General features: G+C 68.0%; 19 protein-coding genes and 1 pseudogene. 14 read left to right on the forward strand and 6 right to left on the reverse strand.

Annotation, left to right across the window (positions count from 1 at the left end):
• Positions 1-58 precede the first annotated feature (58 nt).
• From RDCOP1_RS13535 to RDCOP1_RS13565, 7 genes are all read left to right on the forward strand, one after another.
• Positions 59-1252, forward strand: a complete 1194-nt coding sequence (locus tag RDCOP1_RS13535) for a thiolase family protein (protein WP_072701301.1) — start codon at positions 59-61, stop codon at positions 1250-1252.
• 47 nt (positions 1253-1299) lie between these two features.
• The gene (locus tag RDCOP1_RS13540; protein ID WP_072701303.1) at positions 1300-2061 is read left to right on the forward strand and encodes a 3-hydroxyacyl-CoA dehydrogenase; all 762 of its coding nucleotides are present in this window, start codon (positions 1300-1302) and stop codon (positions 2059-2061) included.
• A gap of 61 nt (positions 2062-2122) precedes the next feature.
• Positions 2123-2791, forward strand: coding sequence for a TetR/AcrR family transcriptional regulator (locus RDCOP1_RS13545; protein WP_072701304.1), 669 nt, complete (start codon positions 2123-2125; stop codon positions 2789-2791).
• A gap of 106 nt (positions 2792-2897) precedes the next feature.
• Positions 2898-3656: an SDR family NAD(P)-dependent oxidoreductase gene (locus tag RDCOP1_RS13550; RefSeq protein ID WP_072701306.1), complete on the forward strand. Its 759-nt coding sequence runs from the start codon at positions 2898-2900 to the stop codon at positions 3654-3656.
• 40 nt (positions 3657-3696) lie between these two features.
• Positions 3697-4098: a TIGR03668 family PPOX class F420-dependent oxidoreductase gene (locus RDCOP1_RS13555; RefSeq protein ID WP_072701308.1), complete on the forward strand. Its 402-nt coding sequence runs from the start codon at positions 3697-3699 to the stop codon at positions 4096-4098.
• A gap of 41 nt (positions 4099-4139) precedes the next feature.
• Complete coding sequence (locus RDCOP1_RS13560) at positions 4140-4550, forward strand: NUDIX hydrolase (protein ID WP_072701310.1); 411 nt, start codon at positions 4140-4142, stop codon at positions 4548-4550.
• A gap of 118 nt (positions 4551-4668) precedes the next feature.
• Complete coding sequence (locus RDCOP1_RS13565) at positions 4669-4956, forward strand: putative quinol monooxygenase (protein WP_072701512.1); 288 nt, start codon at positions 4669-4671, stop codon at positions 4954-4956.
• An 85-nt stretch (positions 4957-5041) separates the two neighbouring features.
• Here the strand turns inward: RDCOP1_RS13565 and RDCOP1_RS13570 are convergent, their stop codons facing one another.
• Together RDCOP1_RS13570 and RDCOP1_RS13575 are read right to left on the reverse strand one after the other, a co-directional pair.
• On the reverse strand, positions 5042-6013 hold the full coding sequence (locus RDCOP1_RS13570; RefSeq protein WP_072701312.1) for an NAD(P)H-dependent flavin oxidoreductase: 972 nt from the start codon (positions 6011-6013) through the stop codon (positions 5042-5044).
• 27 nt (positions 6014-6040) lie between these two features.
• A complete protein-coding gene (locus RDCOP1_RS13575; protein ID WP_072701314.1) occupies positions 6041-6442 on the reverse strand; it encodes a nuclear transport factor 2 family protein in 402 nt (133 codons plus the stop codon).
• A 199-nt stretch (positions 6443-6641) separates the two neighbouring features.
• Between RDCOP1_RS13575 and RDCOP1_RS21525 the strand changes: the two genes are divergently transcribed.
• Positions 6642-6803 (forward strand): hypothetical protein, encoded by a 162-nt coding sequence (locus tag RDCOP1_RS21525; protein ID WP_169848893.1) that lies wholly within the window; start codon positions 6642-6644, stop codon positions 6801-6803.
• A 28-nt stretch (positions 6804-6831) separates the two neighbouring features.
• Here RDCOP1_RS21525 and RDCOP1_RS13580 read toward each other — a convergent pair whose 3' ends face one another.
• Positions 6832-7170 carry a metallopeptidase family protein gene (locus tag RDCOP1_RS13580; protein ID WP_084722618.1) on the reverse strand — a complete coding sequence of 113 codons (339 nt, stop codon included), beginning with the start codon at positions 7168-7170 and terminating at the stop codon, positions 6832-6834.
• Positions 7171-7181: 11 nt separating this feature from the next.
• On the reverse strand, positions 7182-8231 hold the full coding sequence (locus RDCOP1_RS13585) for a septum formation family protein (protein WP_072701317.1): 1050 nt from the start codon (positions 8229-8231) through the stop codon (positions 7182-7184).
• A gap of 46 nt (positions 8232-8277) precedes the next feature.
• On the opposite strand from RDCOP1_RS13585, the gene RDCOP1_RS13590 reads away from it, so the two are divergent.
• The 3 genes from RDCOP1_RS13590 to RDCOP1_RS13600 all read left to right on the forward strand — a co-directional run bounded on the left by RDCOP1_RS13590 (position 8278) and on the right by RDCOP1_RS13600 (position 10471).
• The gene (locus RDCOP1_RS13590; RefSeq protein WP_072701319.1) at positions 8278-8670 is read left to right on the forward strand and encodes an ankyrin repeat domain-containing protein; all 393 of its coding nucleotides are present in this window, start codon (positions 8278-8280) and stop codon (positions 8668-8670) included.
• Between the two features lie 10 nt (positions 8671-8680).
• Positions 8681-9940 carry a serine--tRNA ligase gene (gene serS, locus RDCOP1_RS13595; protein WP_072701321.1) on the forward strand — a complete coding sequence of 420 codons (1260 nt, stop codon included), beginning with the start codon at positions 8681-8683 and terminating at the stop codon, positions 9938-9940.
• 315 nt (positions 9941-10255) lie between these two features.
• A complete protein-coding gene (locus RDCOP1_RS13600; RefSeq protein ID WP_143152197.1) occupies positions 10256-10471 on the forward strand; it encodes a hypothetical protein in 216 nt (71 codons plus the stop codon).
• 23 nt (positions 10472-10494) lie between these two features.
• Here the strand turns inward: RDCOP1_RS13600 and RDCOP1_RS13605 are convergent, their stop codons facing one another.
• Positions 10495-11061: a dTDP-4-dehydrorhamnose 3,5-epimerase family protein gene (locus RDCOP1_RS13605; protein ID WP_072701325.1), complete on the reverse strand. Its 567-nt coding sequence runs from the start codon at positions 11059-11061 to the stop codon at positions 10495-10497.
• Between the two features lie 62 nt (positions 11062-11123).
• Between RDCOP1_RS13605 and RDCOP1_RS13610 the strand changes: the two are divergent.
• Positions 11124-11469 (forward strand): annotated as a pseudogene (locus RDCOP1_RS13610) (hypothetical protein); the annotation flags it as partial.
• Between the two features lie 5 nt (positions 11470-11474).
• Here RDCOP1_RS13610 and RDCOP1_RS13615 read toward each other — a convergent pair.
• Positions 11475-11948, reverse strand: coding sequence for a PaaI family thioesterase (locus RDCOP1_RS13615; protein ID WP_111731690.1), 474 nt, complete (start codon positions 11946-11948; stop codon positions 11475-11477).
• A 144-nt stretch (positions 11949-12092) separates the two neighbouring features.
• Here RDCOP1_RS13615 and RDCOP1_RS13620 point away from each other — a divergent pair, with 144 nt between their 5' ends.
• Together RDCOP1_RS13620 and RDCOP1_RS13625 are read left to right on the forward strand one after the other, a co-directional pair.
• Positions 12093-13286 carry an MFS transporter gene (locus RDCOP1_RS13620; RefSeq protein ID WP_231922858.1) on the forward strand — a complete coding sequence of 398 codons (1194 nt, stop codon included), beginning with the start codon at positions 12093-12095 and terminating at the stop codon, positions 13284-13286.
• A 23-nt stretch (positions 13287-13309) separates the two neighbouring features.
• Complete coding sequence (locus tag RDCOP1_RS13625) at positions 13310-14329, forward strand: hypothetical protein (protein ID WP_072701328.1); 1020 nt, start codon at positions 13310-13312, stop codon at positions 14327-14329.
• Positions 14330-14348: the final 19 nt, after the last annotated feature.

Here is a 14348-nt window from a genome sequence, read left to right on the forward strand (position 1 = left end):
ACTCCGCACTCCGCAGTCTCGGCCCGGACCTGCATCGTTTCCGATCGGAAGGAACGTCATGGCAAACGCCGTCATCGTCGATGTGGTCCGTACCGCCGTCGGCAAAGGCAAGCCCGGTGGTGCGCTGTCCGGCACCCATCCCGTCGAACTCCTCGCACACGTCCTGCGTTCGCTCGTCGAGCGCAACGACCTCGATCCCGCCCTCGTCGACGACGTCATCGGCGGTTGCGTGCAGCAGGTCGGGGAGCAGGCACTCAACATTTCGCGGTCGGCGCTGCTGTCGGCCGGATTCCCCGACTCGGTGCCCGCCACCACCATCGATCGGCAGTGCGGATCGAGCCAGCAGGCCGCGCACTTCGCCGCACAGGGTGTCATCGCAGGCGCATACGACATCGTCATCGCGTGCGGCGTGGAGTCGATGAGCCGCATCCCGATGGGCACATCCTCGATCGGCCAGGACTCGTTCGGCCCCGGTGTCGCCGCGCGATATCCCGAAGGTCTTGTCAACCAAGGTATTTCGGCGGAACTCATCGCCGCGAAGTGGGGTTTCGACCGTGACGCCGTCGACTCCTACTCCGCGCGTTCACACCAGCGCGCCGCCGCCGCTGCCGCTGCCGGCAACTTCGACCGGGAGATCGCCCCGATCACCGTCACGAACGCCGACGGCGAGAAGATCGTCCACACCGTGGACGAGACGGTCCGCGCCTCGACCACCGTCGACGGTCTCGCCGGGCTGCGTCCGTCTTTTCACACCGACGGCTACGCCGCCCGATTCCCCGAAGCCCAGTGGGTCATCACCCCCGGCAACTCGTCGCCGTTCACCGACGGTGCGTCGGCCGTCCTCATCATGAGCGAGGAAGCCGCGAACAAGCTGGGCCTGACCCCGCGAGCACGGTTCCACTCGTTCGCCGTCGCCGCCGACGACCCGCTCTACATGCTCACCGCACCCATTCCCGCCACGCACAAGGTGCTCGCCAAGTCGGGACTCTCCGTCGACGACATCGACTCGTACGAGGTCAACGAGGCATTCGCTCCCGTCCCCCTGATGTGGGCCGACGAGTTCGATGCCGACCAGGAGAAGCTGAACCGGTGGGGCGGCGCGATCGCCCTCGGCCACGCACTCGGATCGTCGGGCACCCGCCTGCTCACCACGCTGGTGAGCACCCTCGAGGCCACCGGCGGCCGCTACGGATTGCAGACCATGTGCGAAGGCGCGGGAATGGCGAACGCCACCGTCATCGAACGTCTCTGACCCGTACCGAAATTCACGGTCCGATCACCTACAGCGAAAGGTTCTTCATGATCGTCAACGACAGCGTCGCCGTCGTCACCGGTGGTGCCTCCGGCCTCGGCCTCGCCACCGTCAAGGCTCTGCTCGCCGACGGAGCGCAGGTCGTGATCATCGACCTGCCCTCCTCCAACGGCGAGACCATCGCCAAGGAACTCGGCGACCGAGTCCGCTTCGCCGCGGCCGACGTCACCGACGAGGCCGCGGTCACCGAGGCGCTCGATCTCGCCGAGTCCCTTGGCCCGCTGCGCGTCGCCGTGAACTGCGCCGGTATCGGCAACGCCGTCAAGACCGTGAGCAAGAAGGGCGCATTCCCGCTCGACGCGTTCAAGAAGGTCGTCGAGGTCAATCTCTTCGGCACATTCAACGTCATCCGCCTCGCCGCCGAGCGGATCGCGAAGACCGAGCCGGTCGACGGCGAGCGGGGCGTCATCATCAACACCGCCTCCGTTGCGGCCTTCGACGGGCAGATCGGTCAGGCCGCGTACTCGGCGTCGAAGGGCGGTGTCGTCGGTATGACCCTGCCGATCGCCCGCGACCTCGCCTCGCTCCTGATCCGCGTCGTCACCATCGCACCCGGCCTGTTCAAGACGCCGCTGCTCGGTTCGCTGCCGGAAGAGGCCCAGGCCTCCCTCGGCCAGCAGGTTCCGCACCCCGCGCGTCTCGGTGATCCGTCCGAGTACGGCGCGCTGGCCGCGCACATCGTGTCCAACCCGATGCTCAACGGCGAGGTCATCCGCCTCGACGGTGCCATCCGCATGGCCCCGCGCTGAATCCAGCGGAAGAACTCACCGGCTGCTCTGCGGCCGGGGCGACGTGACGGGAGGGGGGTCGATGGCCGCGACATCCGGGGCGCTCGGCTCTGCGGAGCGGACGGCACCTCAGTTCGTGAGCTGGCGGGAGTTCGGCCTGCTCGAACTCGACCCCATCCTCACCCACGCGTTGGACGCGTTCAGCGAGAACGGTTTCCACGGCGCGACCGTCCGCGACCTCGCCGGCAGGGTCGGCGTGACCGTACCGGCGCTGTACTACCACTACGAGAGCAAGGAAGCCGTTCTCGTCACCCTGCTCGACGCCGCGGTCAACGACCTCGTCGACCGCGTCACCGCCGCAGTCGCGGACGGCCGCGACGATGTGGTCGCCCGATTCGCCAACGCCGTCGACGCGCTCGTACTCGACATGACGCACCGGGCCAAGCGATCGGCGCTCGATTCCGAGGTGCGGCACATTTCGCCCGACAATCGGCGGGCATATGCCGCGACCCGCAAACGCCTCGAAACGATCATGCTGGGCCTGGTGCGGGGCGGCGTGGATTCGCGGGTGTTCGACGTCGACGACATCGAGGAGACGGTGCGGGCACTTCTCGGCATGTGTCGGTCCGTCGCCCGCTGGTACCGACTCGACGGCCCGCTCACGCCGGACGAGGTAGCCCGCCGCTACACCGTGATCGCACTGCGCATCGTGGGATACGCCCCTGACACTCCGGGAGACGAAGGCAGATGACGCGCACTTTGTTCGACGCCGATCACGAGGCTCGGCGTTCCCGAGGAGTGCGGCGGGTCGGGCGTCATGGCCGGGTTCGCGTAATCCATAACGGGGGAGGATCTCCATGTTCGATCTGACAGGTAGGCGTGCGCTGGTGACCGGTGGGTCTGCCGGGCTCGGTCTCGGTATGGCGCGGGGTCTCGCGCGTGCCGGGGCCGACATCGCACTCTGGGGACGCGACTCAGTCAAACTCGCGCGGGCAGCCGACGAACTGGGCGGCCTCGGCGGCCGGGTCACGACCCGCTCGGTCGACGTGTCCGACGAGCAAGCCGTGACGGACGGGGTCGCGGCAACCGTCGACGAACTCGGTGGACTGGACACGGTGATCGTGAACGCGGGAATCGGTGCGGGTCTGCAGAAGTTTCACGAGTCTTCGACGGAGCAGTACCGGAAGGTCATGGCTACCAATGCCGAGGGGGCGTACTTCACCCTGCGTGAGACGTCGAAGGTGCTGGTGGGTCAGGGGACCGGAGGGTCGATCATCGTGACGTCCAGCCTCGGGGCGTTGCAGGGTGCCGGACGCAACCAGGCGTACGGCGCGAGCAAGGCCGCGGTGCTCGCACTCGCCAACGGGTGCGCCGTCGAACTCGCGCGCTACGGGATCCGGGTCAACAGTGTGCTTCCGGGCTGGATCGCGACCGACATGACCGGGCCCCTGCAGGAATCGGACGTGTTCAACAGCAACGTCATCGCCCGCGTGCCGCTCGGGCGCTGGGGGCGGCCGGAGGATTTCGAGGGAATCGCCGTGTATCTCGCGAGCGACGCCTCCTCGTTCCAGACCGGAAGCGCCACGGTGATCGACGGCGGTTACAGCATGTTCTGATCCGCGGCCGTCGGCTGTGCCGGAGACTACGGTGAGGCGCATGGACGTCCGCCGGCGCGTCACCGAAGCCCGGGTGGCCCGCCTGGCCACCGCAGACGAGTCCGGAGAACCCCACCTGATCCCGATCGTGTTCGCCCTCGACGGCGATGCGATCCACACCTGTGTCGACGACAAGCCGAAGACCACCCGGCGGCTACGTCGCCTCACAGACATCGCAGCGAACCCCCGCGTGAGTGTGCTGGTCGACCACTACAGCGACGATTGGTCGCAGCTGTGGTGGATCCGGGTCGACGGCTTCGCCACGGTCCACGCGGCGGACACCGATGCGGGCGTCACCGGCCTCGATGCGCTGGCACGCAAATACCCGCAGTACCAGTCGAAACGACCACCGGGACCGGTGATCACCATCGCCGGGCTGCGCTGGCGAGCATGGTCGGCGTGAGTCCGCAGCCGGTCCTGCAGCCCTGGTCATACGATGGTCGGGTGTCCGATTCCCCCGAAAAACTCATCCGTGTCAGCGCGGTCGTGCTCCGGAACGCGGAGGGGCAGGTGCTGACCGTGCGCAAGCGCAACACCTCCCGGTTCATGCTCCCCGGCGGCAAGCCCGAGCCCGGCGAGTCGGCGGCCGAGGCCGCGGTGCGTGAGTGCGCGGAAGAGGTCGGGGCGATGCTCGACTCGGGTGCGCTGCGACCGATCGGGGTGTTCCTGGCGGATGCGGCCAACGAACCCGGCTGGAAGATCGAGGGAACCGTGTTCGAGCACCCTTCCGTCGGGATCGTAGGCAGCGCGGCGGAGATCGAGGAGATGCGGTGGCTGGACCCGGAGCGTCTGCCCCTGCCCGGCGATCTCGCCCCTCTGCTCGAGCACTTCGTGCTCCCGGCGATTGCGCGCTGACCGGTTTCCCTCGTAGCGGAAGTGCCATTACCGGATCGGTATTGCGCGGTTCTCGACATTCGGGAAATGTGGGCTCGGTAAGTACCGCATGCACGACGCTCGTACGGAAGGACTCTTCATGGCGCTCACCGCTCTGCTCGAACTCGAATTCAAGGCCGATGCGCTCGACGACGCGAAGACGGTCATGGACCGTGTGCTCGGCGAGACCCGCGCGTTCGACGGGTGCGACGGCATCGAAATTCTGGTGGACCGGACCAACGAGGCGCGCTGGGTCGTCGTCGAGAAGTGGCGTTCGGCCGAGCACGATGCCGCGTACCGCAAGTTCCGGGCGGGCGAGGGCGCCATCACCGATCTCGGTCCGCTTCTGGCCGGAGCACCGAAGCTCACGCAGTACACGACCCTCTGAGTCGCACCCCGAAGACGACAGCGTGGCATGCCGAGGCATGCCACGCTGTCGTGTCGCACGAACCCGCAGGGTCGTCTTCGAACCGTCAGAGCGCCAGGCGCTTACGGGCCGCGGCGTATTCGTCGGCAAGACGTTCGACGACGCGCGCGGTGGGCGCAACCTCGTCGATGACGGCGATACCCTGACCCGCTCCCCAGATGTCGCGCCACGCCTTGGCGGTGCCGCCGGGTTCGCTCTTGTCGTCACCGAGGTTCATCGCCGAAGGATCCGAGGTGGCGAGGTTGTCGGGGTCCATGCCCGCCCGGCTGATGCTGCCGCGCAGGTAGTTCGCGTGTACCCCGCTGAAAAGGTTGGTGTAGACGATGTCTGAGGCCGACGACTCCACGAGCATCTGCTTGTACTCGTCCTGGGCGTGCGCCTCCGTCGTCGCGATGAACGCAGACCCGATGTAGGCGAGGTCCGCGCCGGCCGCCTGCGCGGCGAGGATCGAGTTACCGTGCGCGATGGCGCCCGAGAGCAGCAGCGGCCCGTCGAACCAGCTCCGGATCTCTTGCACCAGGGCGAACGGGGACTGCGTGCCCGCGTGTCCACCGGCGCCCGTGGCGACGGCGATCAGACCGTCGGCGCCCTTCTCGATCGCCTTCTTCGCGTACCGGTTGTCGATGACGTCGTGCAGGACGATGCCGCCGTACGAATGGATCGCGTCGTTGACATCGGTGCGTGCGCCGAGGGACGTGATGACGAGAGGCACCTGGAACTCGACGATCGTCGCGAGGTCCTCTTCGAGACGGTCGTTGGACTTGTGCACGATGAGGTTCACCGCGTACGGGGCGGACGGCGTCTCGGGGTTCTCGGCATCGTACGCGGCGAGTGTCTCGGTGATCTTGGTGAGCCACTCGCGCAGTTGCGCGTGGGGACGGGCGTTGAGCGACGGGAACGACCCGACGACTCCCGCGGCGCACTGTGCGATCACGAGATCGGGGTTGGAGACGATGAACATCGGCGACGCCACGACGGGCAGACGCAGGCGGTCCTGCAGGATCGGCGGCAGACTCATGTACGGAACTCCTGTGGGTCGGTGGATTCAGGCTTGCTCTAGTTGTGCCGCCATGCGGGGGATCAGTGCCTGCAAACCCTTCACGGGGCGGATCATGACCTTGAACCGGACGATCCGGTCCTGGTCGTCCCACTCGATCAGGTCCACACCGTTGACGTGGATGCCGTCGAGGTCGGCGACGAACTCGAGCACCGCCGAATTCGGGCCGTACCATTCGCCGACGTACCGGAACCCGGTGTCGCCGCCGAACACGGTCAATGCCGCCCGGAGGTATGCGACCGTCTTGGTCTTGCCCTCCTGCGGGGTGAACACGGCCGGCGAGAGGAACACGGCCTCGTCGGCGACGAGCGCGTCGAGTGCTTCGAGGTCGTTCGTCTCGACCACGCGATGCCAACCGGCGATCGCGGCAGGGCGGGCGGAGTGCGTCACGTGGTTCGCCTCTCGGTTGGGGTCGGGTCCGAGCGTAGAGTCAGGCAGTTAAACGGTCAACAGTGACTGTTCATTCTCGGCTTCGGCAGCACGTCACTCGGGGTCCCGGTCCCGTCCGGCGCAGGCGTGGAGGCTAAGGTACGATGGGGCGGCGCGTGTCGCGTGCCTCGCCGTGACATCGAAAGTGGAGGTAACCGGGATGTTTGAACTCTTCGGCATGATCGTCGTCGTGCTTTCGATCGCTGTCGTGGCCGTGGGCACCCTGATCCTGCTCGTGATCTCGACCGTCAACCCGCATTTCATGCAGCGTAAGGCCAAGAACGCGAACCTGGTCGAGGCCGGCGCGCGACGGGCCGAGTAGCGCCCCGGACGCACCGGCCGGAGAGCGCCTACCCCCAGCCCAGCTGGTGGAGGCGCTCTTCTTCGATTCCGAAGTAGTGGGCGATCTCGTGGACCACCGTCACCAGCACCTCGTGCACGACGTCGTCGTCCGTGTGGCAGATGTCGAGAATCGCATCCCGATAGATCGAGATCGTGTCCGGTAGCGACCCGGCGTAGTGACTGTCGCGGTCGGTGAGCGCGATCCCCTGATACAGACCCAGCAGATCCGGCTCCTCGTCGTGCCTGGGCTCGACGAGTATCACCACGTTGTCGATGGCACGGGCGAGTTCGGCCGGGATCTCGTCGAGGGCCTCCGAGACGAGCTCTTCGAAGTGCTCGTTGCTCATCTGGACGCCCATCAACGCCCCGGCAGGGGGAAGGCACCCGGCAGCGGGCTCGGCAACGACCGGCCCTCCGGCAACGGCTCCGGCGCGACCGGCGGCTGGCCGTCGATGAGGATGTCGCCCTTGGCCGAGCCGGTGATGGACGCGAAGCCCCCGCCCTCGACCTGCTTGCCGATCGAGCAGTTGACCTTGCGGCTCCCGGCGAGCCAGCTGTCGTATCCCAGGTTGTCCCAGAACAACGTGAGAGTCTTGTTGCGGAGCGCCTGCGGGTCACCCAGGTACTCGCCGACCAGCCGGGTACACGTCTCCTCGAGGTACCGGTCCTGATCTTCGATACTCGGCAGCCCCTCGGGGAACTGCGACGACAGATCGACGGTGGCGACCACCTCGAACGCGTGCGGCTTCGCACAGTCGACCGGGTCGGCGGGAATGCCGTTGTTGATGCCGATGCACACTCCGACGTCCCAAGCGCGCGACTGATCCTGGTCGGCCACCCTGCCCTGGATGGGGAGAAGATTGCCGGTCGTCGACGAGAACTGCAGACCGCACCGCAGCGTGCGCTCGCCTGCGGCCCAGCCGGCCTCGCCGGGGTTGATCAGACCGACGCTGAACTTGCCCACCGGGTCGAATCGGCTCTCGAGATAGTCCATGGCCGCCGGAACGCAGAGTTCGTCGCGCAGGGCGGTGAACCGCATCACGGAGGGGAACCTCGAGCCGGGTCCCCATTCCGCGCCCGGGTAGTTGCTCAGGTCGATGTCGGCGACCACCTCGAACAGGTGCGTCTGCTCGCAGTCGACCTTGGTGAGATCACTGGCGTCGAGGGCCGTCCAGGTGAGGCAGTCACCCGCGGCGGCCGTTCCGAACGCTTCACCCGCAACCGCCCCGGTGGGGGCCACCCGCCGCCCGGTGTCTCCGTCTCCGTCGCTCGAGCCCTCGAATCCCGCCACGACGAAACTCGCGACCGCCGCCAGTACCGCACCCACCGCGACGAATATCAGCGCGCGGCGGGTCAGTCTCGCGGAAGGCGGACGTCGTTCGGGCTGCTGCTTACGTTCTTCGGCCATCACGGTCCATCATGCCCGTTCGCGCGGCCGGCGGTAGCGTCGGATCATGACCGAACAGCCTATAGATCCGCAGATTCTCGAGATTGCCCAGCATATGTTCGACGCCGCGCGCGCCGGCGACGCTGCCACACTCGCCGAGTACATCGACGCGGGCGTGCCGGCGAACCTCACCAATCACTCCGGCGACACGCTGGTGATGCTCGCGGCGTACCACGGTCATGCGGATGCGGTTCGGACGCTCGCCGAGCGGGGCGCCGACCTCGACCGGCTCAACGACAAGGGGCAGTCGCCGCTCGCGGGCGCCGTGTTCAAGGGCGCCGACGAGGTCGTCCGAGTGCTTTCCGAAGCCGGTGCCGATCCGAACCTCGGGCATCCCACTGCGATCGATACGGCCAAGATGTTCGGGCGCGACGAGTACCTGGAACTGTGGCAGCGGTAGGCTTCCCCTCGTGATCGACCTCAAGTTCCTCCGCGAGAATCCCGACGTCGTCCGTGAATCGCAGCGCACCCGCGGCGAAGACCCCGGCCTGGTCGACACCCTGCTCGAGGCCGATACGGCCCGCCGCGCTGCGGTGCTCGCCGGCGACAACGCCCGTGCCGAGCAGAAGGCGCTGGGCAAGAAGGTCGGTCAGGCGTCCCCTGAGGAGCGGGCCGCACTGCTCGAGGGTGCGAAGGAGTTGGCCGCCAAGGTCAAGGAACTCGAAGTCGAGCAGAATGCGGCCGAGCAGACCCGGGAGCGCGCCCACCTCGCGATCTCCAACGTCGTGGAGGGTGCGCCCGCCGGTGGCGAGGACGATTTCGTCACCCTCGAGACCGTCGGTGAACTTCCGACCTTCGACTTCGAGCCCAAGGATCACCTCGCGCTCGGCGAGTCGCTCGGGCTGATCGACATGGAACGCGGAGCCAAGGTCTCGGGTGCGCGGTTCTATTTCCTCACCGGGTACGGCGCCCTGCTGCAACTCGGCCTGCTTCAGCTCGCCGCGCAGAAGGCCACCGCGAACGGCTTCACGATGATGATCCCGCCGGTGCTCGTGCGCCCCGAGGTGATGCAGGGCACCGGGTTCCTCGGGCAGCACGCCGACGAGGTGTACCACCTCGAAGAGGACGATCTGTACCTCGTCGGTACCTCCGAGGTGCCGCTCGCGGGCTATCACTCGGGCGAGATCCTGGACCTGGAGAAGGGCCCGAAGCGGTACGCGGGCTGGTCGTCGTGCTTCCGCCGCGAGGCCGGCAGCTACGGCAAGGACACTCGCGGCATCATCCGTGTCCACCAGTTCGACAAGGTGGAGATGTTCGTCTACTGCAAGCCCGAGGACGCCGTCGCCGAGCATCAGCGCCTGCTGTCGTGGGAGCGCGAGATGCTCGCCTCGATCGACGTCCCGTACCGGGTCATCGACATCGCCGGTGGCGACCTCGGTTCGTCGGCGGCACGCAAGTTCGACTGCGAAGCCTGGGTTCCCACCCAGGAGCGGTACCGCGAGCTCACGTCCACATCGAATTGCACGACGTTCCAGGCTCGTCGCCTGAACATCCGGTACCGCGACGAGAACGGCAAACCGCAGATCGCAGCGACCCTCAACGGGACGCTCGCGACCACCCGGTGGCTCGTCGCGCTACTCGAGAACCACCAGCAGGCCGACGGGTCGGTGAAGGTTCCCGCCGCGCTCGTTCCCTTCGTCGGCCGGGAGGTTCTGGAACCCGTCGTCTGAGCCGCTCGGGCTGCACCGCACATTTGGGGGATGAAGTCGGTTTTATCGCCGACTGACCTCCCATCTGGCGTCGCTGCACTTGGCTCCGACGCCTACCTCGTGCCTGCTTCCCGCGCATCTCGACCCCGTCGTCCGGGAAGTTCTGCTCCCGCCGCTGCTCGGCCTGCCGAACATCGCGGTCACAGAACCGTTGTGCTACAGCGACTTCGCCCGGGAGACAGCCGACGCGGTGGCCGAGGCGGTACCGGGATCCGAGGTGCTGATCACGGGGGGAGCGGTCCCGACCCCCGCTCGTACCGGGTGGACTTCTCGGCGATGCGAAAAGCATTCGGAGACAACGTCGTCCGATGGACCGTTCCGGAAGGGGCCGACGAACTGTACCGCGCGTATCTCGCCTACGGGATGACGGGTGACGCCTTCACCCAGCGGTACATCCGGCTCGCCCACCTCGAGATGCTGAGGAACCGGGACCTCGTCGACGACACCCTGCGAGTCCAGCGCGACCCCCAGCCGGTGACGACGGGTGGGTGAGGGTGCAACCGAACCACCGCGCGTCAGAGCCGGGCGACCAGATCCTGCCACGTGCCCGCCGACGCATCCCGCGCGCTGATCGCGGCGACCGGCAACGGCCACTCGATGTCGAGGTCGGGATCGTCGTATGCGACGGCCAGGTCTTCGAGCGGGTCGTGCGGCCGGTCGATTCGGTAACACACATCGGCCGCTTCCGTCAGGGCCTGGAACCCGTGGAGGAACCCCGGCGGGACGAACAGGTGGGCGAAGTCCTCGTCGTCGAGAAGGAAGGCTTCCTTTCGCCCGAAGGTCGGGGAATCCTTCCGGATGTCGACGAGCACGTCGTGGACCGCGCCGCGCGCGCAGCGCACGAGTTTGGCTTCGCCTCGCCCCGCGCGGCCGTGCATCCCGCGGATGACCCCGCGGTGCGACCGCGACTGCGAATCCTGGAGGAAGTCGCTGGCGCGGGTTGCGGGAGAACCGGGAGTTTCGTCGAGGTAGAGGTCGAACAGCGCGGCGTCGAACGTGCGCGTGAACACTCCGCGTTCGTCGCGGAAGAGTTCGGGTCGCAGCACCAGAACATCGGTCAGGCCCGTCGTGTCGATTCGCACCCGCTCATCGTGCCGGACCGAACGGTATGGACGCAACCGCTACCACCGCAAAGGAATTCGATATGACGAGCCGGTGCCGGGGGTGCCGCGCAGCGGGCGGGGTGCGGGTCCTCGATCTCGGCGCCGTTCCGCAGGCCGACCACTTTCCGCCCGCAGGCACACCGGCCGGCCCGGAGGAGTCCGCGCATCCGCTTGCGCTGGACCTCTGCCCGGCGTGCGGACTCGCCCAGCTCGCCGACGACGATACCGTGCCCGATGAGCCACGCGGGGTCGAACTGCTGGCGTTGGAACTCCAGGCTGCCGACGCGGTGCGTACAGTCGCGGAGTCCGCCCGGGGACACCGTCCTCGAATTCGGGAGCCCGCACGGGGGGACGTGGCTCCCGTTGACGGGCGGCCCCGGCCTCCGACGGGTTCAGCGCAGAATCAGGCAGGTCGAGGACGCGGTGGCGAGCAGTCGGCCGTCGACGTCGCGCGCCTCGCCCCGCGCGGTCGCGGTGCGACGGCCGGTGTGCTCGCAGAACCCGTGGACGCGCACGGCGGACTGTCCGGGCTGGATCGGCCTTATGTACCGGACCTGCAGGTCGAGCGTGGTGTATCCCACCCCGGCCTCGAGCGTGCTCGACACACTCAGCCCCATCGCGGTGTCGAACATCGTCGCGAGTACGCCGCCGTGGACGCTGCCGACGGCGTTGGCGTGGAATTCCCGGGGTTCGATACACACCTCGACGAACCCTTCGCGGGCGTCGGTGACGGTGAACCCGAGGGTTCGTGCCGTCGGGTGGTGCGGGATGGAACCGTCGATCATTCCCCGTAGGAAGTCCAGGCCCTGCATCTCGCGGTTGGCAGCGGACGTCGGCGCGGGATCCTCCCAGGTGTAGCTGCGCATACGCTCGGGTGCGTTGTCCTCGGTCACCGTCCGACCGTATCCGATGCCACGCAGGGGAGTGACAGTCGCCGGACCGCGTGGCACCCTGTGACCATGCGCCGACGACGTTGATCCGAAGCGAACGATTCCGTGTCCTGCCGGGCGGTGTCCGTCCGTGCAGTTGTCTACGCCTCGACACGCGAACTCGTGCCCTTCTACGGCCTGTACGCCCTGTTCTTCGAGGACCACGGGCTCAGCGCCGGCAGCATCTCCTCGCTCTTCGTCCTGTGGTCGGTGGTCGCCTTCGTCACCGAGGTGCCGTCCGGCGCCTGGGCGGACACCGCCTCGCGCCGCGCTCTCCTCGCCGCGAGCGGAGCCCTGCTCACCGCCGCGTTCACGATGTGGCTCGTGTGGCCGACGTACTGGGGCTTCGCTGCCGGATTCGCGGTGTGGGGGATCAGCGAGTCGCTGAAGTCCGGCACGTTCGAAGCCCTCGTCTACGACGAACTGGCCGCGCGCGGAGGTGAACATCGCTACGCGGCGGTGATGGGATTTGCCGGCGCCGGTGAGATGGTGTGCGTGTTCGTCGCGACCCTGTCCGCGGCCCCGCTGTTCGGGCTCGGGGGTTACGCGCTCGTCGGCTGGGTGTCGGTGGCAATCACCGTCGCCGGGACCCTGCTCGTGTTCACCTTCCCCGCGGCCGCGAAATCGATCGAAGCCGACGAGATCGGCGGGTCGGGCGGCACTTTCGCGGCCCGGTACCTCGCAAGCCTCCGCTCCGGCGCCGCCGAGGTCCGCACCGACGCCGTCGTGCGCCGCGCGGTCGTGCTGGCGGCTGCGCTGCTGGCGTGTCTTGCCTTCGACGAGTACTTCGGTCTGCTCGCACGCGAGGACGGTGCGACCACCGAGTTCGTGCCGGTCCTCGTGGCGATCACCGTCGTCGGACAGGTCGTGGGTGCGGCCACGGCTGGGCTCGGTGCCCGGATGGGCGGCCGGACGCTGGGTGCGATCGTGGTGACCGGCGCACTCGTTCTCGCCGCGGGTGCTCTCGCAGGGGACATCGCGGGTTTCGTGGCTGTCGGCATCGGCTACGGCGCCCTGCACCACACGGCGATCGTGGCCGAAGCACGACTCCAGGCGTCCATGTCGGGGCGTGCGCGTGCGACGGTGTCGTCGGTCGTGGGAGTCACGAGCGAGATCGCGTCGGTGGCGTTGTTCGCGGGGTTCGCGCTCGGGTCGGTGTGGCTGCCGTTCTCGGTTCTCGTCGCGGGTGCGATGCTGCCGCTGCTCGTGCTGGGAGCGGTGGCCGGCCGGGCGCTGCCTCCCGCCGCGGTGGAGGAGCCCTCAGGAAGCCCTTAACTCCTCGGCCTACATTACCGAGCATGTATGCCCGTTTTCTCCCAGTTTCCCTGTTCGCGGCCGGCGCCGTCCTGATCGGGAGCGGCTCGGTGTTCGCCTACACCGACGACTCGCAGGTGGTGGTTGTCGCCGGCACCACCGACGCCACCGCTACGACGGATTCGACCTCGGTCGACGATGCGCGCAGCACCCTCCAGCAGGCCAGTCTCCCGCTCGCGCTGCTCAACGGTGGAGTGGGGCAACTCGCGGATGGAAGCCGACAACTCGACGCGGGCGCAATACAACTCGCGGACGGACTCACGCAGGCGCACGAGGGCGGTAAGCAACTCGCGGACGGGCTCGGGCAACTCGAAGGCGGAGTCGGGCAACTCGGGGACGGTGCCTCGCAGATCTCGGCGGGCGTCGACGAGGTGGTCACCCGCCTCACGGGCTTCGGAGAGATGCAGGGATCGGTGACGGCACGGCTCTCCGTCGTCGCCGATACCCTCGCCGCGAGCGGCGATCCCGTCTCGGCGGGCACCGCCGGCGAACTGCGCGCACTCGTCGACATGCTGAACACTCAGGGTCTCGGACCCGACACCCTCGACCAACTCGGGCAGCTGCGCGACGGCGCCAACCAGCTTTCCTACGAATTGACAGATCCGGAAGCACAATTCGTCGCGGGCATGTCGCAGGCTGCCGAAGGTTCCCGGCAGTTGCGCGACGGCCTGATGCAGCTCGACGACGGCGGTCGTCAGCTGGTCGACGGCACCGGCCGGCTCGTCGGCGGAGTCGAGCCGGTGGGCAATGTCGTGAAGGGGATTTCGGAGAACGTGCGTGACGCGACGGGAGCGCTTCCCGCGCCGGGGTCGCAGGCATCCGTCGGGTCGCCGGAACAGGTCGCGGCCGGCGCACAGGACGCAGCCGAAACCGGGGTCGCGGCGAAGCGCTGGTGGCCCTATGCGCTGATCGCTTTGGGTGCCGTCGCGCTCGCGGCCGCGGCGCTGCTGCCGGCCGGGATACGGCCGGCAGCAGCGCACGGGCGGCGGGCCGCGGTGCGCTGATCGGACGGGGCGGTGCCCG

This window comes from Rhodococcus coprophilus NBRC 100603 (assembly GCF_001895045.1).
Classification (GTDB): Bacteria; Actinomycetota; Actinomycetes; order Mycobacteriales; family Mycobacteriaceae; genus Rhodococcus; species Rhodococcus coprophilus.